Raw genomic sequence first — 17,615 nt, forward strand, 5'->3', positions numbered from 1 at the left:
TGAATTAATGATATCTGTTGTTATACCTTTATATAATAAGGAAAAGAGCATTGCGCAGACACTGGAATGCGTGCTTAATCAGACGTACAAGGATTTTGAGGTAATTGTAGTGGATGATGGCAGTAAGGATAATAGTGCTGCTATTGTGGCACAATTCACAGACACACGAATCCATTTAATCCGACAAGAGAATGGAGGTGTCAGTGCTGCCCGAAACAGAGGAATAGAAGAGGCTCAGGGAAAATATGTGGCATTCCTTGATGCTGATGACGTATGGCTGACAGATCACCTTGAAAGCCTTGTAAATCTGATTAGACAATATTCCCAGTGCAGGGCATGGTCCTCAAACTATGTCAATAACATAAATGGTACAGATTATAATATTATTCTGAATAAAATACCATTTAAAGGAGAAAGTGGAATTTTAACTAATTATTTTGAAATATGCAGTTGTTCCCATCCACCAGTTTGCAGCATTACAACATGTGTAGAAAAGTCCTTATTGAAGGAAATAGGTGGTTTTCCCGTTGGCATTACCTCCGGCGAGGACTTGCTTACGTGGGCAAGAATTGCAATAAAAACCGACTGGGCATATACAAAGAAAGCGACAGCAGTTTATATGATGCCAGCTACAAATTCATTTACAGAAAGGCCAACTCGCCCAAATGATGAAGGAGACCCTGTTTGCGATGGACTGAAATTATTACTGAAAACGGAGTATTCAAAAAAACATGAATTGAGGCATTTCATAGGTCGTTTCTACAAAATGAAGGCTAGTACGAACTTGCGGTATGGTGATAGGTGGAAGACCATTTGTGAATGTATGAAGTCACTTGTTTATAGGCCGTTTGCGAAAGAAACTTATCCTATATTGCTTCTTGCCTTGATGCCAGGATTTATTCAGAGAAGGATTTTCACCATCCATTCTTATGATAAAGTAGCTGATATTAAAGATGTAAAAAAACTAATAGGGAGGTAAACATGGGCTTTTCGCATTTAGTTATTCATTGTCTGAATACAATGGAATTAATGTTTTAAAATGAGATAAACGATTAGTATAAAATATGAGTTACATGAACAGAATATGGTATTATGTATTTCGTTGGTATGCTGTAGCAATAAAGCTGATTGCCAGAAGGGGGTATGACAAATGGATTGTAAGAGCCCATAAGAAAGCGGGTGTCATTTTTATTGGAAGTCCGGAATACATTGACTCACATTCGCATTTAGACCCATCTGGAGGATTGACCATAATGGGGGGGTAGTTATTTTTACTAATGTGATAATCCTTACACATGATTGGTCTTTTCTAAAAGGGTTGATAGCTATCAATAAGGTTAATGAATGTATTTCTTCATTTCATGCTCTTGCTTATAATGGCGTCAGCATTGGAGAAAATAGTTTCATCGGTGCTGGAGCCGTGATTTTACCTGGTACCAAGATTGGAAAATTTTGTATCATTGGAGCCGGATCTGTAGTGAAAGGGAATATTCCTGATTATTCTATTGTGGTCGGTAATCCTTGCAAGATTATCAATGACACGCGAAAGTTTGGGGAAAAATTTTTAGTTCGGTCGAAAGAATCATGAATATCTATTTTAAATATTTACTGTCTTTGCCCAAATCATTATGGTTTAACTTCCGCCACCTGCCACTGAAACAGGCGCTGAAGCTACCGTTTTATGTCCGCTATGGAACACGCGTCAGCGTTAAAGGACGAATAATAATTGAAGATGATAATCATGTAGGTATGGCTATGATTGTCATTGGATCCCATGAAGCTGATGTCTCGGACCCCAAGCATACCACTTGCTTGACGGTGGAAAGAGGCGGAGAATTGGTATTTCAGCACACTGCACACATCGGACTGGGAACGAAGATATTCGTTAAGCATGGAGCAAGGATGTATCTTGGCGATAACTTTGCTGTAAGTGCCAACTCGCAGTTTGTATGTTACAAAAGCATCATTATGGGGCGTGACATACAGTTTGCCTGGAATTGTTTGGTAATGGATAGTGACACACATTCCATCTATAGTGACAAGGGGTGTATCCAAAAAATGAATCCCGACAAAGAGGTTCGTATTGGGGATAAAGTATGGATAGGCTGTAGAGTAACTATCTTGAAAGGCTCGCATGTGCCGAGTAATTGCGTTATTGGTGCAACAAGTTTTGTATCGGGAAGCAAGTTTGAATCCAATAGTCTGATTGTTGGCTCACCAGCTAAGTCGGTCAAACCTATTGCAGGATGGGAATTATAGATTAGAGGATTTCTATCTCAGTTAATAGTCATAAGTTATTTAGGTATTATGTTGGAAAATAATACAAAGATTCTGTTTGTTTGTCCCATGCCGCCGCCAGTACATGGCTCGTCGATGGTGAGCCAGAGCATCAAGGAGAGTAGCGTGCTGAACGATGAGTTTGAGATGGACTTTGTGAATCTTTCCACTTCGCGCACGATGGAGGAGATTGACAAAAGGTCGTGGTCGCTGTATGCACGCAAGGCGGTGAGGTTCATCGGGGCTTATGCCAAGACGCTTTGGCTGTTGACTACGCGCAAGTACGACCTGTGCTATCTTGCCATCACTTGCCATGGAGTGGGCTTTCTGAAGGATGCTCCGTTTGTACTGCTGTGCAAACTTTTTAGGCATAAAGTGGTGATACACCAACATAACAAGGGGATGGCTAAAGATGTGGATAGGCATATTTACCGATGGTTGCTGCCTATGGTATACCGGAACACGAAGGTTATATTGCTGTCGTGGCGACTGTATGCTGATATAGAAAAGGTTGTGAAACGTGAGCAGGTGATGATTTGCCCTAATGGGATTCCCGATACGAATAGCAAAATAACTTCTGCGGAAAGGCATAATGATGTACCGCACATTCTGTTCTTGTCTAACTTGATAGTTTCCAAGGGAGTGTTGGTCCTACTCGATGCGCTGAAAACATTAAAAGAAAGGGGATGCAGATTCGTTTGCGACTTTGTTGGAGGAGAGACAAAAGAACTGGATGGTCGGAGATTTGCACTGGAGATTGAAGCAAGGGGATTGGATGATATCGCCGTGTATCATGGCAGGAAATATGGCAAAGATAAGGAGGCGTTTTTGCAAACGGCTGATATTTTCGTTTTTCCAACTTTCTATTTCAACGAATGTTTCCCTTTGGTCATCATAGAGGCTATGATGAATGGACTGCCGGTAATCTCTACCGACGAGGGCGGAATAAGGGATGAGGTGAAGGACGGAAAAAATGGATTTGTGGTGAAACCGCAGGATTCCAAAGTTCTTGCTGATGCGATACAACGATTGTTGGATGATAAGAATGCAAGGCATACAATGGGAGCAGAAGGAAGACGGATGTTCAAGGAGCGATTTACAATGGTGTATTTTGAAAACAACATAAAAGGTATTTTGATTGACTGCATTGAGGCCAATGACAAATAGCTTATGAGTACGCTTTGAGATGGAGTCTCCGAGGTACTTTGTGAATTGGAGCCATGTGAGAAATAGTCTAATAATTAAATCTATTTTGTAATGTACGATTTTTGGCAAGATAATTATGAATGGTTATTATCGGGCATAATTCCTACCTTGATAACGGCAATCTTTGGTATAATTAAATATAGAAAAAACAAAAGGAACAAGGACGTATCTCAAGAAAAGAATATCCAAACTAATACTATTTATGCCAATAACAATTCAGGTCATATAACTAACAACAACCACCAGAATATCAATATTGGAGACACGAAGAATACCGCTGAAAGGAGATATAAGAATGCCATTGAAATCGTAAAGAATGAATTATTAGATAATTATCGTGATTTATGTGTGTTGATAAATGGAATTGAAGAACGAGTTCCTCAGAAATTCTGGGATGTACGCAAACCCAATGAATCGGAAGATACATTTCAGGAACGGGCAAAAAACTTTCATAAGGAATATCAAACAGGAATTTTTCAACTGATTCAGACTTTTAAAATAAAAGAAGAGATATACAACATATCCAAACAAGACTTGTCTTTCAATTGTAACAATGCAAACTGCATAAAAACATATACTATTGGCAAAAAGATGTGTATGACACGCTAAATAATTTTTCATCCACATTATCGCACTACATATCTCTTAATTACAGAAATTACGAACTTTATTTGAAAAACAAATCGCTCCATGAGGATAAGGTGCTTAAATCAAAAATATCACTGTTGCAATCGTTAAGAGAATTCATACATGTATATCCAGGGGAGGAAGACAGCCTCTTTATCCATATCAGTGAAATGGGATTTGACCATATAACAGCAGGTATGGACATAAACATCCAAAATCTAAACATTGAATTGAAAGAGTTATATACGAAAAGGTCGGATATATTAAAAAAAAAAATTCCAACGCCTCTCAGAACGTTAGAAATCGAAAGGATTATGCGAGATCCCTTTTTGATGCTTTTGCGTAAAAGTGCAGGATTGACAGAAGAATTAACCCCTGCTGAATATAGTGCGTTGTTGAATAAAGAAATTCAAACAGAGGTGACTGATCCTCAGAAGTTAATTTCACTTGCAATAGCGTCATACACAGAATCTGACGGAAGAGAGGCAATCTATTATTATAGAAAGGCTTTGGATTGCAAAGAACTACCCTCAAACATCAGGGTCTTTATAGAACAATCATTGTCAAGATTGCTAAATCCAGACATTTATGATGGTGGAATTGGTCTGATTATTTTAGAAATTCAAGAAAATAGCATGTTATCTGAAAGATTGAATATCGGCGATGTCATTTTCAAAATCAATGGAAATGTCCTCTTAGAACCAGCTGAAATTTTATCTACAATGGCAACTGCCAGTAAGGAAGAGAATATATTATTAGAAGTATATACGAAAGAACAAAAAAGAATTTCGATATCTCTTCCTGGAAGAACTCATTTGGAATGTATAGTCAGTCAATCTGTAATGCTAAACTTATTTTTTATATAAACATCATCACATGAATACATATTTTAATATCCGTTACGAGTTTGACAAGAAGCTTGTGTGGAATCGTATTGCCTCGCAGGTAAAAGCGGAAAAGTCTGATTATATATGTGTGGCTGACGGAGTGGTACTGAATATCGCCAATAGGAAACCGGAATACCTGAGGGTGATTAATGGTGGAATGTTCTCTATTTGCGACAGCGGGTATGTGCCGCTCTATCTGAAATGGATCTATGGCGTGAGGTATGAGCAATACTGTGGGGCGCAGATATTCAAAGATATTGTTAGTTCAAGGAAATACCGTATGATGTTCATGGGTACTTCGCAACGGACATTGGATGGGCTGAAGAATACCATAAAAGTATGGAATACAGATGTACTTACGATGACATTCTATGAACTACCATTCTGCGATGTGAAAGAGTTTAACTATGAAGATATAGCACGGCGTGTGGAGGAATCAGAGGCTGACATCATTTGGATAGCTCTCGGTGCTCCGAAACAGGAGATGTTCATGTCGAAACTGAAGCCTTACCTGAAACGTGGGGTGATGATCGCCGTAGGAGCAGCATTCAAGTTTTACAGCGATACAGATGAGAGGCGTGCTCCGCAGTGGATGCTGAAAACGCATTTGGAGTGGGTCTTTCGTATTATGTGCAGTCCGAAGAAGCAATTGAAACGGTGCTCGATGATTATCTTGACCTTACCACGACTGCTAATAGAAGAAATCAAGCGGAAGTACAATAAAAAGCATAATGACACTATTAACACTATATACAAATGAAGAAAGCATTGATTACCGGTATCACCGGACAAGACGGTTCGTTTCTTGCCGAATTTCTTTTGGGTAAAGGATATGACGTACACGGCACCATCCGCCGTTCGTCAGTGGATTATAGAGAACGCATCGCTCATCTGGAGGGGCATCCGAACTTCCACTTGCATTATGCCGACCTTGGCGACTCGATGAGTATACTGCAAGTGGTAAAGAAGGTGAAGCCGACGGAGATATATAACCTTGCCGCACAGAGCCATGTGCAGGTATCGTTTGATGCACCCGAGTTTACGGCAGACGTGGATGCTACGGGCGTATTACGTATATTGGAAGCTGTGCGCCAATGCGACCTGATTGATACATGCCGCATCTATCAGGCATCCACCTCCGAACTTTACGGTAAGGTAGAGGAAGTGCCACAAAACGAGAAGACACCTTTCCATCCTTACAGTCCATACGCTGTGGCGAAACTCTATGGCTACTGGATTGTGAAAGAATACCGTGAAGCATATAACATGTTTTGCTGTTCGGGCATCTTGTTCAACCATGAGAGCGAACGGCGTGGAGAGACTTTCGTGACACGCAAAATCACGCTGGCTGCCGCACGCATTTCACAGGGCAAGCAAGATTGCCTCTATTTGGGTAACTTGGACTCCCTGCGTGACTGGGGCTATGCCAAGGATTATGTGGAATGTATGTGGTTGATTCTTCAACATGATACCCCGGAGGATTTCGTGATTGCCACTGGTGTGCAGCACACGGTGCGTGAATTTGCCACGCTTGCCTTCCGTTATGCGGGCATCGAACTTCGCTGGGAAGGAGAAGGTGTACAGGAGAAAGGCATTGACGCAAAGACAGGGAAAACGGTGGTGGCGGTAAGTGAAGACTTCTATCGCCCGACGGATGTAGTCAACCTCTGGGGAGACCCGACCAAGGCAAAGAACGAGTTGGGATGGAATCCGCAGAGTACCTCCTTTGAGGAACTGGTTCGCATCATGGTGACGCACGACATGCAGAAAGTGGCAGCGGAACATGTTACCAGCGTAATGAGGACGAACTTGGCTGAATATTTGGAGAAAGGAATCGTGAAATGATGGAGAAAGACGCAAAAATCTATGTGGCGGGACACCGGGGTATGGTTGGTTCTGCCATTGTCCGTGAACTGAGACGACAGGGTTACACGAATATCATTACCCGTACACATAAGGAATTGGATTTGACCCGTCAAGAAGCGGTGGAAAAGTTCTTTGCGGAGGAGAAACCGGAATATGTGTTCCTTGCCGCAGCCAAAGTGGGCGGTATCGTAGCCAACCAGTCGGCATTGGCGGATTTTATGTATGAGAACATGATATTGGAAATGAACGTTATCCATGCGGCATGGCAGAACGGGTGCAAAAAACTGGAGTTTTTAGGCTCATCTTGTATTTATCCACGCATGGCACCCCAACCGATGCCGGAATCATGTTTGTTAACGTCGGAATTAGAAAAGACGAATGAGGCCTATGCTTTAGCTAAAATATCCGGTCTGAAATATTGTGAGTTTTTGAATCGGCAGTATGGTACAGATTTTATTAGCGTGATGCCGACCAATCTATATGGTCCCAATGATAATTACCACCCCGAACATAGCCACGTGTTACCGGCGCTTATCCGTCGTTTTCATGAGGCAAAGGAAGCAGGTCTGAAAGAAGTGGTCTGCTGGGGTGACGGAAGTCCGTTACGTGAGTTTCTCTATGTTGACGACTTGGCCAACCTATGTGTATTCCTGATGAATAACTACTCGGGGAATGAGACGGTAAATGCCGGAACAGGGAAGGAAATCACCATTAAAGCCCTCGCAGAATTGGTGGCTAAAGTTGTTGGTTTTGAAGGCTTAATCAGATGGGATACCTCACGTCCTAATGGCACACCCCGAAAGCTATTGGATGTATCGAAAGCGACTTCGTTCGGATGGACTTACAAGACGGAACTGAAAGAAGGCATACGCCTTTCATACGAGGATTTTTTGAACAATCCCATGAGGGCGAAACGATAACATAACTAATTACCCATTATATGGTGATTATAGCGACAGGGAATACACCTCTTCCCATTCCGAACAGAGAAGTGAAGACTGTTTGCGCCGATGGTACTGCAATTTGCGGAAGAGTAGGTAATTGCCAAAGAGAGATCAACTAAGTTTAACTTAAAACGAATTTAATATGAATTTTATATGTAAAATTTAGAACAGCCTCTCTCAATGGAAGACGAGGCTGCCAAATTGGATAGTAATAATACTTCTTTTTCTTGCCACTGCACAGACGCTAGACAACGCTCATCAGTCATATGTTGCATAGACAAGTGCAGAGCGGTTCGCTGCTGAGTTAACGGTATATGGATTATACGACAACTTATTGAGCAAACAGAAACAGGATGAATTACTGGAAGTTTTGAAAATCTAATCTTCCAACAGGTTGAGGGTTCCTGTCAAAACCCTCTTTTTTATTCTTAACTTATTGCATTTATTGAACCATTATCATGCAAATTATTTTATTATCCGGAGGTTCCGGAAAGCGGTTATGGCCTTTGTCAAACAATGCCCGTTCAAAACAGTTCATAAAGTTGCTCGATGCTCCCGATGGGCAAAAAGAGTCGATGTTGCAGCGTGTAGTTCGTCAATTGGGGGAATCAGATTTGAAGGGACATGTTACCATAGCCACCAGTATCTCGCAGGCTGATGTTATTGTCAATCAGTTGGGTGACCACATTGATGTAGTGACGGAACCGGAAAGACGTGATACATTTCCAGCCATTGCTTTGGCAGCTTCATATCTGAAATATGAGAAATCATGTGCCGATGAAGAAGTAGTTGTTGTTATGCCTTGTGACCCTTTTACGGAAGCTGGATATTTCAAAGTTATTGAGCAGATGGTGCATGCGGTGGATGACAATGTAGCTGATCTGGTTCTTATGGGGATTACTCCAACCTATCCATCTGCTAAATATGGATATGTAGTGCCTGATGAATTGAAACTGAAAGGTGGAATCTTTTCGGTCAAACGGTTTACGGAAAAGCCGAATGTAGCTACAGCGGAATATCTTATAAAAGAAAATGTATTTTGGAACGGTGGCGTATTTGCTTTTAAGTTGGGATATATGATGAATATTGTGGAGCAATATATCCGGGCTGTTTCTTTTTCGGAAATCCGTAACAGATATAGTGAATTCCCCAAAATCAGTTTCGATTATGAGGTGGCAGAAAAGGCCAAATTGGTAGCAGTAGTTCCTTTCTCTGGCAAATGGAAAGATTTAGGGACTTGGAATACACTTACAGATGAGTTGGAAGACCATGTAATCGGTAATGTTATCACTGATGGAGAGGCAGAAAATACACATATCATTAATGAATTGGATCTTCCGATTATGTGTATAGGAACCAAAGATTTGGTGATTGCAGCATCGAATGACGGTATTTTAATTTCCGAAAAGAGCAAGAGCGAGAACATAAAAAAATACGCAGACCGGCTACAGTGTTGTCCAATGTATGAGGAAAGACATTGGGGAGAATACAAGATTATTCATAATGTTCAATATTCAGATGGATTTCAATCGTTGACGAAACAATTGATTATAAAGGCAGGGAAAAGTCTCACATATCAAGCTCATCATCTACGGAAAGAGGTATGGACGGTTGTTGACGGAGAGGGACTGTTGGCTATAGAAGGAAAAATTACCCCAGTTAAACAGGGAGATACTGTTTGTATCCTTCAAGATATGCGCCACGGTCTAAAAGCCATAAATGACTTGACCCTGATAGAAACGCAAACCGGAAGCGATCTTCTTGAAGATGATGTGGAATTGTTTGATTGGAATTGGCAAAAGTAGATACAAAGTTTGGCGAGAACTTCCAGATAATCAAATCCGATTAAATATTTTACACAAAATTCAGAATTATAAAAGGCAAGGGCTTTTGTGATTCTTCCATTGATTATGAAAATCGAGTTTATGGGAGAATCAAAATTTATATTGCATTCCAAAAATGCAAATGTTCAGTGGATAGTATCAAAATATTCCGGTGTTAATCCATTAAGAATTTATCTTATGCTATTTCGTATGGGAATGAAGAAAGAACAAGAAGTGTTGGAACAAACTGCGTCTTGTACATCACTTTTTGTTCTTTTGATATCTTGAAAACATTGATTGTATAACATGGTTTCTTCGTTATCGGTTTATTATCGAAAACTTGCTTATCACGTAATAGAATCGGACGGCTTCCTATGGGTCGGATTCAAGCCGGGAATGGTACATTTTATTGCTAAAGAGGTTTGGAATATTCGCCCCTTGACCCGAACGGACGTTGAGAGATATTATGAGGAGTTTACAGTATTAACCCAAGGTAAAGGGAGTCTTTATTTTCGGATTGTAGCTCATGGTGGATTTCTGAAAGAGGCGTTGGCTTATGAGTTGCATGGTTTGACTGTTTCTGACGACAACTACCTCAGAAGCCTTAATTCCGGCAGACATGTAGAACTTTACCCGCATAACGAGAAAGCTTATCGTGCTATTATAAAAGGCTTTGAACAGCATCGTATCGGTACCGTTGTGCAAGCGACCGGGACGGGAAAGTCATATCTGCTGGCTCGTTATATATCAGACCATGCCACAGAACGAATTTGCGTATTTGCTCCAAATGTCACAATCCTGGAGGAGATCAAAAAGGCGGTAGGCTTTACCTCTCCTTATATCTGCTATCGAACGTTTCAGTCATTGATATATTATCGAAAAAATGATAAACAACTCAAAGCAGATCATATTTTGATTGATGAGTTTCATCATTTCGGTGCAGAAATATGGGGGGCTGCTTTGCAGGAGGTAATTGAATCCAATCCGCAGGCCTATATATTAGGAACATCGGCCACTCCTATTCGCCCGGAGGGAATGATTGATACGGTGGATCTTTATTTCGAGGGAAATCTGTTTTATGAACTTACCTTACCTCAGGCTTGGTATTACCGTATTTTACCAGTCCCAATCCTGGTACAAAGTGCCTATGGATTAGACGGTGAACTGAATCGTTTACAAAAGCGATTGGATCGAAGCGGATGTTCAATTCGACGAAAAGAACAAGTCCAAAAGAAACTGGATGTGGCTCGCGTTGATTTTAAAGGGGCGTTAGGAGCTCCTGAGGTAATCCGAAAGTTCTTGCCCAAAGATGTATGTAAACTGCTGGTTTTTTGCCGTGATCTTACCGACCTGAAACAGATGGTTCCTGAGGTGTGTGGCTGGCTGACACAAGCCGGACGGGTAATCATACCATTTGAGATCCATCACACTCAAAGCGAACGGATTAATAATCAAATACTAAAGGCTTTCCAAAAAGAATCTGGGAAATTGCATGTATTGTTCTCTGTCAATATGCTGATAGAAGGACTGCATGTGGAGGGCATAGATGCCGTCTTGTTTCTACGGCGGACAGAATCCTATATTGTTACCCTGCAACAGCTGGGCCGTTGCTTGGATGCCGGAAGCGGGAAACAGCCTGTCGTATTGGATTTTGTGAATAACCTATCGGGCAAATCTGTATATGACATGATGGCCTTGCACATGGAACGCCTTGCCTGTCAGCCTTCACCCAAGGGATTTGAAGGGGTGACCTCTTTTCTGACCACAGGTTTCCTATCAGACATACGGCTTCGTATTGAGGAGATATTGACAGAGTTGGAACCTTGGCAGATCATGTATGAGAGGCTTATTGAGTTCCGTAAGAAAGAAAATGACTGGCCTTCGGTTACAGAGGGGAAGCTGGGCTTGTGGTGCAATACGCAGCGCATGGCTTACAAACGGGGCAGACTCTCGGAGGAGCGTTACAAACTGCTGGAGTCTGTCGGCTTTGAATGGAACCTGCTGGATTCAAACTGGATGAAGGAATTCCAATCATTGAAAGTCTTCTTTGCGACTCAAGGTCGCTGGCCCAAACGGGAGGATGGTGCCTTGGCTACCTGGTGTTATACTCAACGGGAAAGACGTAAGAAAGGACGTTTGAGCAAAGAACGCATTCGTGTGTTGGATGAGATCGGATTTGTGTGGAGTCAGGACTTGAACGGTGAATGGATGAAAAATTATGAAGCGTTGAAAATCTTTCTCGACAAACAGCAGCGCTTTCCCAAATCAGCCGAAGGCTATTTGGGCGAGTGGTGCAGTACACAGCGGAAAATGCGCAAGCAAGGGAAACTTTCCCCTGATCGTCAAACACTATTAGATCGAATAGGATTTGTGTGGTCGGTGGAGCAGGTCTGGCGAAGCCACTTGGAACAGTTGCACCAGTTTCATGTCCAAAATGGACGGTGGCCTGGATGTCGTGAAGGGGCATTGGGGCGTTGGTGTACGGTTCAAAGACGGAATTATCGAAGAGGAAGCTTGTCGGATCAAAAAATCGTCCAATTGGAACAAATAGGATTTATACCCTTGAAAGGAGACGAATAATACAGATGAAGTGAGAAATATTCTCATTTCATACGGAACAATAGAATTACAATAGATGTAGACTATGATTTTAGATTAAAAGTGGCAAAGAACGGGTGGCAAGATGTTCGTGTCGTTACCGCTACGAACGAGGACTTGCAATTGGCCATCAAGGAAGGGCAATTCAGAGAAGACCTTTATCACCTCCTTTGCTAGTTCAAGATACGCCAGCCTTTGTTAGCAGAATGTCCGGAAGATATCATCCCTTTGGCCGAGTTTTTCCGCGAACGCCACTCGAAAGAACTGAAAAGGGAAACACAAGGCTTTACAGACGATGCCAAGCGCAGGATGCTTGCCTACCCGTGGCCGGGCAATGTGCGTGAACTGCAAAACAAGATCAAGCGTTCCGTACTTGTTTCCGAAGAACCGATACTGGATATCGAAGGGTTAGATAATGGAATTCCGCCGTGCGATAATGGGCAGGCATCCGTACCGGCAGTCCTGCCGTTGAAGGATGAATCGTTGGAGAAGAAGAACATTGTCAACGCCCTTAAAGCCTGCAACGGGCACAGGGAGCAAGCCGCCGCAATGCTGAATGTCAATCCGGCGACGCTGTACCGGAAGATGAAAAAATACGGATGCGGTAGAAATAGAAGGCACTATAAAATATTTTGTGTAAATGGAAACGATGAGGTGTTAAGCAAGGAGTTCCTTAGCCAGTTCAAGACAGAAGCGGATGTGAGCAAGTTTCTGAAACAGTTGCATGCCCAGGTGCTGGAGAAGATGCTTGAAGGCGAAATGGATGCCCATTTGGGCTATGAAAAGAATTCTGTGACAGGGAACAATACCGGCAACTCCCGGAATGGCAGTTATCCGAAGAAAATCCAGACCGAACATGGAGAGTCTGTCATTTCTATTCCACGTGACCGTAACGGCCAGTTTGAGCCGATAGCAGTGCCCAAACATGAAAGTCGTGGACTTTCTATAGAAAAGCTCGTTATCTCCCTATACGCCAAAGGAATGAGCGTTTCTGACATAGAGGAAGAGATGCGTGAGATTTATGAAATAGAGCTCTCTACATCGGCCATTTCCATCATTACCAACAAAGTCAATCAGGCTGCCCAGGAGTGGCAGAACCGTCCCCTTGATCCTGTTTGCCTGATAGTCTGGATGGACGGTATTGTCTTCAAGGTACGGGATAACGGCAAGATCATAAACAAGACCGTTTACCTTTGCGTCGGACTGAAACAGAACGGCCTGAAGGAAGTTCTTGGCATGTGGGTTGGCAAATCGGAAAGCTCTTCTTTCTGGATGGGTGTCCTGACCGACTTAAAAGCCCGTGGAGTGCAGGATATACTGATTACCTGTACCGACAATCTGAATGGATTTACGGATACTATCCGCAGTGTATTCCCTCAGTCATCCACTCAAGTCTGTGTGGTACATCAGATCAGAAATTCCTGTAAATATGTCGTTTATAAGGATAAGAAAGAGTTTACAGCGGATATGAAGAATATCTATAATGCACCCAACAAAGAGGTTGCAGCCACAGAACTTGACAATCTGGAAAAGAAATGGGGAGGAAAGTATCCTTATGCTATACTTTCATGGAGAAACAACTGGGATGATTTGACTGTTTTCTTCCAATTCCCGCTGGAAATCAGAAAAATAATCTACACAACCAATCTCATTGAGAACCTGAATGGAAAAATCAGAAAGTACACGAAATCAAAACTTTCATTTCCTTCGGACGATGCTGTAAAAAAGACCGTATATCTTTCGCTTATGGAGATTGAAAAGAAATGGACAATGCCTATTTCAAACTGGGGCTTGATTATGAATCAATTTATGCTTATGTTTGAAAACAGAATCCAGATATAAGAACAAACTTACAACTGAATCCTGTTTTCATTTACACAAAATTCTGGACAGTGTCTTTAAATATAAAAATGGATAATAAACGGGCTGCATAACAAAAAAAGAAGGCTGCCTTTTCAGACACCTTCATCCTTAAACTTGAATACGATATTATACCAATGCTGCGTGATAGTTCTCCTCCAACAGCTTCTCGATGTCCGACTGCCTGTACAGGATCTTCCCGCCAAGCTGGATATAGGGAATCCGTCCTTGGTCCCTGTAATCCTGCAGGCACCTGCGGCTGATCCTCAACGTTCCGGAAAGCTCCCTGTCGGTCAGGAACCGTTCCCCGTTGAAGGGAGGACGGTTGTCACGGGCAAGACGCTCCACTTTTTTCTCCATGTTGTCCAGCAGGGCAAAGAACCTGCGGACACGTTCGTTCTCCTTGTCGATAATGCCTTCCATCTCTTCCGCTCTTTAAAGGTTTCCGTTCTTCCTTCCTTCTCTCACCTCCTTCTCCTTGCGTCTGATGCCGACGTAGGCCATCAGCTTCTCCACATCCTCTGGCTTGTAATAGAACTTGCGCTGGAGGCGGGTGAACGCCAGCCGTCCGGTATCGCGGAGTGTCTGCAGGGTACGTGGCGAGATGTCAAGGCGCAGGCAGACATCCTGGCCGTCCAGTCACTCTCCGGGTTCCTTACAGCGGTTTCTCTCATACAATCTGTCCACATGTGCGGACAGGTTCTCGGCACGTGCCAGCATCCTCTCAAGGACATCGGCCTCGATGTAGCATATTTCCATATTTTTCAACTCGTTGAAATGTCAGTGCGAATATAAGGGAAGAAACCATGAGAGGCAAGCGCGACCGGCACACTGGCAGGAATAGTCATGGATAGTCGGTTTTTGTCATATGGCGCGGGAAAAATACTCCGTAGCCGGTCGGTTTTCACGACTCCCTTTGGAAAACCTGAAGGACGGGTGCGTCACGGCGATGAAAAAAGAAAAATCCCCACCGGAAGTGAAGCGACCCCAAACCGGCAGGGAGTGTAATAATAAAGGAACGGACTGTTCAGCCCTTGATGTAACCGTACTTTTTCAGGTCGTCCATGAAATGCTCCGGCGTGTCGGTCCTCACCGTCACCCCGTGCAGTTCCCTGTACCGCCCGGAGAAATTCACCATGTACTCCCCGTCGGTGCACCCGCTGTCAAACCAGCTGCCCTCACGCAGGACGCGTACAAACTCGGAAGGGTCGGAGGCGGCAATCCTGCCGCCATCCGCCAAAATATACATATGCTTGCTCATGCCGATAATTTTTTAGTTCTTAATTTATAATATAGCTTCTGTTCATCGTCCAGGAAAGGGATGTTCCGGAGCGCGGTGGCCGTGGGCACCTGTCCCCTCGTGGCGAAGGTAACCAATTTATGGAGAAACAGCACCCAGTTACGCATTTTTGTGAAGTTGGTCGTTCCCGAATGCTGGCGGAACTCGACCGTCTTGTGCCGTGAATAGGCTTCGAGATTCACCTTGTGGTAACGGTTGCCGATTCTGTTTTTCAGCTCGTCCACCGTCTGGGCCGAGCGTATCATCTCATCAGATACATGGCCCAATCCCTTGCAATAGTAGTTATCTCTGCGGGATGCCGGCATGAACCTGTCGATGACCGGTTCCAAATGTTTGTAGCTCAGGGCCAGGTTACGCCAGGTCTCCATGCTGAAACCGGCGGCATCGATATGTACGTGAAGCCCGCAGCTCCCGTTCACCTTCACGTCACACAGGTCAAGTATCCAGCATACCTTCTCCAGTTCCCGCAGGCCGACTTCGCCGACCAGTATCGGACTGACCAGTTCGAAAGTGTCGTTGCCGCTTATACTGCTGTCCGTCACGAGTTTCCAATGCGGACGGGTGGTATGATTGTAGCTTTCCACCATAACCTCGATCCCTGCCTCCCTGAGCTCGCGCGCGAGCCGTTCACGGGAGCAATTGTAGGCCTCGATCTCGATACCGAACTTACGGTTGAAAGTGTAATCCGGTGCGGCTGTCGCCGAATGAGCATTCGGACCGCCCTCACGTTCCCTCATCCGGCGCAGGGCGTTCACTACAAAACCGTAATTGCCGTTGGTCACCATCCTGGCGATTTCCGCACGGGGAACCCCCAGAAGGAACAGCTGCCGGATCTTATTTGTCTTCGTTGTCTCTTGTGCTAAAATGCTTCTAATTTGCTCGTTCATAACTTGTTAACTCCTTTATTGTTACACTACTAAGGTAATGCTTTCACAGGAGAAGTCGTAATTGTAAGAGTCTTATTATCATGCTGTTAGCTTACTTTATCTTAGGCTAAAAGTCCTTATTCAAGGTGTCTGTATCCTAACCGGTTGGTATCGGATTCCTCCTGATTGATGGCATATCTTCTCCACCGGTTCTGGAAGGTCGGTTCTTTTCCTTTTCTGAGTTCATATCTTAAAATCTTAAATTATTAAATTACACAACCGGTATTGTCTCGGAATACAAAATAAAGGAAGAAGAGGACCGGACGGAACGAAACCACCTGTCACTTATAGTCATCTAAAGCCGGTTATCACTATGATACACATGAGGGAGACGGACATACCGTTCCTCTCGGACGGTTCTTCCTATGCGGAGGTGGCGTCAGAGGCTCGCTGCCTGTAGCGGCTGGAAAAACGGGCGGGATTCCGTTTCCCTGTCCACCTATCCTTTTAAATCCTTATGGGCAGGTGTGGGAGCATGCATCCACCCTGATACGAATCCTTAAATTATCGGTCCACAAGAAGTGTGAAAGTATCAATCCGTTAATGGAACCATGAGAAGCAAGCATGGCCGACACACCGGCAGGAATAGTCATGGATAGTCGGTTTTTGTCATATGGGAAGGAAAAAGAAAGCCGAAGCGGGTCTGGATCCACTACCCCCTTTGGATATGTGAGAGGAACGTTGCGATGAAAGAAAAAACTCCTCTTCACGCATGGATAAGGCAATGCCGGAAGTCCGGCAATAAAAAGATGTGGCTTCTCTACCCGGGTAAATGCCACGATTACAGACTTCTTCTTGTTCCTATTATACCATCAGGCCGATTACCCTCAGGTTAAAAACTTATCCAGAATATCCGAATCCAACCCGTGACAGACCCGGATGGGAAAGGCGATGATGCCACCGGATATGTGTATAGCCATATGACCGGACATGGAGATACGACGATAACGATACGTCCTTCTATCGGAATAAGGATATGGCGGGATGCACGGATAACCATATATGATTATCGGAACAGCGGTGTGGCAGGCTGTGGGTATATGACAGCGTCCATATACCTGATCTCGTTTTTTTATTATCGGTATTTCAAATGTCTCAAAAGCCTCTTTGACAGGTTTCCATCCGGGATGATTGCCTGAATTCGCATGTACCGGACTTTCTATTTACCTGATTCCGTAATCGTTCCTGCCATCCGTTTTTTCTCTGTGGCTGTCGCTTTTTTCCTTGTGGCATCATGGTCTGTTACCGGATGGGAAGAGCCATCTCCATCACAACCATGAATTATAGTGTAGCCATATTTG

15 protein-coding genes, 1 rRNA gene and 2 pseudogenes are annotated in these 17,615 nt (G+C 43.5%); 14 read left to right on the forward strand and 4 right to left on the reverse strand.

Annotated features, from left to right (window positions below; all coding sequences use genetic code 11):
* Positions 1-7 precede the first annotated feature (7 nt).
* The 14 genes and pseudogenes from NQ542_RS04330 to NQ542_RS04395 all read left to right on the forward strand — a co-directional run bounded on the left by NQ542_RS04330 (position 8) and on the right by NQ542_RS04395 (position 14,070).
* Positions 8-979: a glycosyltransferase family 2 protein gene (locus NQ542_RS04330; RefSeq protein WP_005639510.1), complete on the forward strand. Its 972-nt coding sequence runs from the start codon at positions 8-10 to the stop codon at positions 977-979.
* 402 nt (positions 980-1,381) lie between these two features.
* Positions 1,382-1,588 (forward strand): annotated as a pseudogene (locus NQ542_RS04335) (acyltransferase); the annotation flags it as partial.
* Positions 1,585-2,259, forward strand: coding sequence for an acyltransferase (locus tag NQ542_RS04340; protein WP_005639514.1), 675 nt, complete (start codon positions 1,585-1,587; stop codon positions 2,257-2,259). The pseudogene NQ542_RS04335 and the gene NQ542_RS04340, both read left to right, overlap by 4 nt.
* Before the next feature lie 48 nt (positions 2,260-2,307).
* Positions 2,308-3,444, forward strand: coding sequence for a glycosyltransferase family 4 protein (locus NQ542_RS04345; RefSeq protein WP_005639516.1), 1,137 nt, complete (start codon positions 2,308-2,310; stop codon positions 3,442-3,444).
* A gap of 90 nt (positions 3,445-3,534) precedes the next feature.
* Entirely contained in the window at positions 3,535-4,092 is a 558-nt protein-coding gene (locus tag NQ542_RS04350) for a hypothetical protein (RefSeq protein WP_005639518.1), read from the forward strand.
* A 62-nt stretch (positions 4,093-4,154) separates the two neighbouring features.
* A complete protein-coding gene (locus NQ542_RS04355) occupies positions 4,155-4,976 on the forward strand; it encodes a hypothetical protein (RefSeq protein ID WP_005639519.1) in 822 nt (273 codons plus the stop codon).
* A gap of 10 nt (positions 4,977-4,986) precedes the next feature.
* Entirely contained in the window at positions 4,987-5,757 is a 771-nt protein-coding gene (locus tag NQ542_RS04360; RefSeq protein ID WP_005639521.1) for a WecB/TagA/CpsF family glycosyltransferase, read from the forward strand.
* Positions 5,754-6,842: a GDP-mannose 4,6-dehydratase gene (gene gmd / locus NQ542_RS04365; protein ID WP_005639523.1), complete on the forward strand. Its 1,089-nt coding sequence runs from the start codon at positions 5,754-5,756 to the stop codon at positions 6,840-6,842. Before NQ542_RS04360 ends, gmd begins: the two co-directional genes overlap by 4 nt.
* A complete protein-coding gene (locus NQ542_RS04370; RefSeq protein ID WP_005639525.1) occupies positions 6,839-7,783 on the forward strand; it encodes a GDP-L-fucose synthase family protein in 945 nt (314 codons plus the stop codon). Before gmd ends, NQ542_RS04370 begins: the two co-directional genes overlap by 4 nt.
* A gap of 19 nt (positions 7,784-7,802) precedes the next feature.
* Positions 7,803-7,913: ribosomal RNA gene (rrf, locus tag NQ542_RS04375) — 5S ribosomal RNA — on the forward strand.
* 352 nt (positions 7,914-8,265) lie between these two features.
* Positions 8,266-9,612, forward strand: coding sequence for a sugar phosphate nucleotidyltransferase (locus tag NQ542_RS04380; RefSeq protein WP_005639527.1), 1,347 nt, complete (start codon positions 8,266-8,268; stop codon positions 9,610-9,612).
* A 324-nt stretch (positions 9,613-9,936) separates the two neighbouring features.
* Positions 9,937-12,210 carry a Helicase associated domain protein gene (locus NQ542_RS04385; RefSeq protein WP_005639532.1) on the forward strand — a complete coding sequence of 758 codons (2,274 nt, stop codon included), beginning with the start codon at positions 9,937-9,939 and terminating at the stop codon, positions 12,208-12,210.
* A 74-nt stretch (positions 12,211-12,284) separates the two neighbouring features.
* Positions 12,285-12,828 (forward strand): annotated as a pseudogene (locus tag NQ542_RS04390) (AAA-type ATPase lid domain-containing protein); the annotation flags it as partial.
* 54 nt (positions 12,829-12,882) lie between these two features.
* Positions 12,883-14,070: an IS256 family transposase gene (locus NQ542_RS04395; protein WP_122206265.1), complete on the forward strand. Its 1,188-nt coding sequence runs from the start codon at positions 12,883-12,885 to the stop codon at positions 14,068-14,070.
* Positions 14,071-14,217: 147 nt separating this feature from the next.
* Here the strand turns inward: NQ542_RS04395 and NQ542_RS04400 are convergent, their stop codons facing one another.
* The 4 genes from NQ542_RS04400 to NQ542_RS04415 all read right to left on the reverse strand — a co-directional run bounded on the left by NQ542_RS04400 (position 14,218) and on the right by NQ542_RS04415 (position 16,275).
* Positions 14,218-14,511 (reverse strand): helix-turn-helix domain-containing protein, encoded by a 294-nt coding sequence (locus tag NQ542_RS04400; RefSeq protein WP_005641696.1) that lies wholly within the window; start codon positions 14,509-14,511, stop codon positions 14,218-14,220.
* A gap of 12 nt (positions 14,512-14,523) precedes the next feature.
* A complete protein-coding gene (locus tag NQ542_RS04405) occupies positions 14,524-14,727 on the reverse strand; it encodes a helix-turn-helix domain-containing protein (protein WP_081447005.1) in 204 nt (67 codons plus the stop codon).
* A 388-nt stretch (positions 14,728-15,115) separates the two neighbouring features.
* Positions 15,116-15,349 (reverse strand): hypothetical protein, encoded by a 234-nt coding sequence (locus NQ542_RS04410; protein ID WP_005641700.1) that lies wholly within the window; start codon positions 15,347-15,349, stop codon positions 15,116-15,118.
* Positions 15,346-16,275, reverse strand: a complete 930-nt coding sequence (locus NQ542_RS04415; protein ID WP_005641701.1) for an amidoligase family protein — start codon at positions 16,273-16,275, stop codon at positions 15,346-15,348. Before NQ542_RS04415 ends, NQ542_RS04410 begins: the two co-directional genes overlap by 4 nt.
* Between the last annotated feature and the right edge of the window lie 1,340 nt (positions 16,276-17,615).

It is taken from the genome of Parabacteroides merdae ATCC 43184, from assembly GCF_025151215.1.
GTDB lineage: Bacteria > Bacteroidota > Bacteroidia > Bacteroidales > Tannerellaceae > Parabacteroides > Parabacteroides merdae.

Coding starts and splice junctions, on each gene's coding strand:
- NQ542_RS04370 (WP_005639525.1), top strand. CDS start 6,839: ATGATGGAGAAAGACGCAAAAATCTATGTGGCGGGACACCGGGGTATG.
- NQ542_RS04380 (WP_005639527.1), top strand. CDS start 8,266: ATGCAAATTATTTTATTATCCGGAGGTTCCGGAAAGCGGTTATGGCCT.
- NQ542_RS04400 (WP_005641696.1), bottom strand. CDS start 14,511: ATGGAAGGCATTATCGACAAGGAGAACGAACGTGTCCGCAGGTTCTTT.
- NQ542_RS04410 (WP_005641700.1), bottom strand. CDS start 15,349: ATGAGCAAGCATATGTATATTTTGGCGGATGGCGGCAGGATTGCCGCC.
- NQ542_RS04330 (WP_005639510.1), top strand. CDS start 8: ATGATATCTGTTGTTATACCTTTATATAATAAGGAAAAGAGCATTGCG.
- NQ542_RS04415 (WP_005641701.1), bottom strand. CDS start 16,275: ATGAACGAGCAAATTAGAAGCATTTTAGCACAAGAGACAACGAAGACA.
- NQ542_RS04360 (WP_005639521.1), top strand. CDS start 4,987: ATGAATACATATTTTAATATCCGTTACGAGTTTGACAAGAAGCTTGTG.
- gmd (WP_005639523.1), top strand. CDS start 5,754: ATGAAGAAAGCATTGATTACCGGTATCACCGGACAAGACGGTTCGTTT.
- NQ542_RS04340 (WP_005639514.1), top strand. CDS start 1,585: ATGAATATCTATTTTAAATATTTACTGTCTTTGCCCAAATCATTATGG.
- NQ542_RS04385 (WP_005639532.1), top strand. CDS start 9,937: ATGGTTTCTTCGTTATCGGTTTATTATCGAAAACTTGCTTATCACGTA.
- NQ542_RS04345 (WP_005639516.1), top strand. CDS start 2,308: ATGTTGGAAAATAATACAAAGATTCTGTTTGTTTGTCCCATGCCGCCG.
- NQ542_RS04350 (WP_005639518.1), top strand. CDS start 3,535: ATGTACGATTTTTGGCAAGATAATTATGAATGGTTATTATCGGGCATA.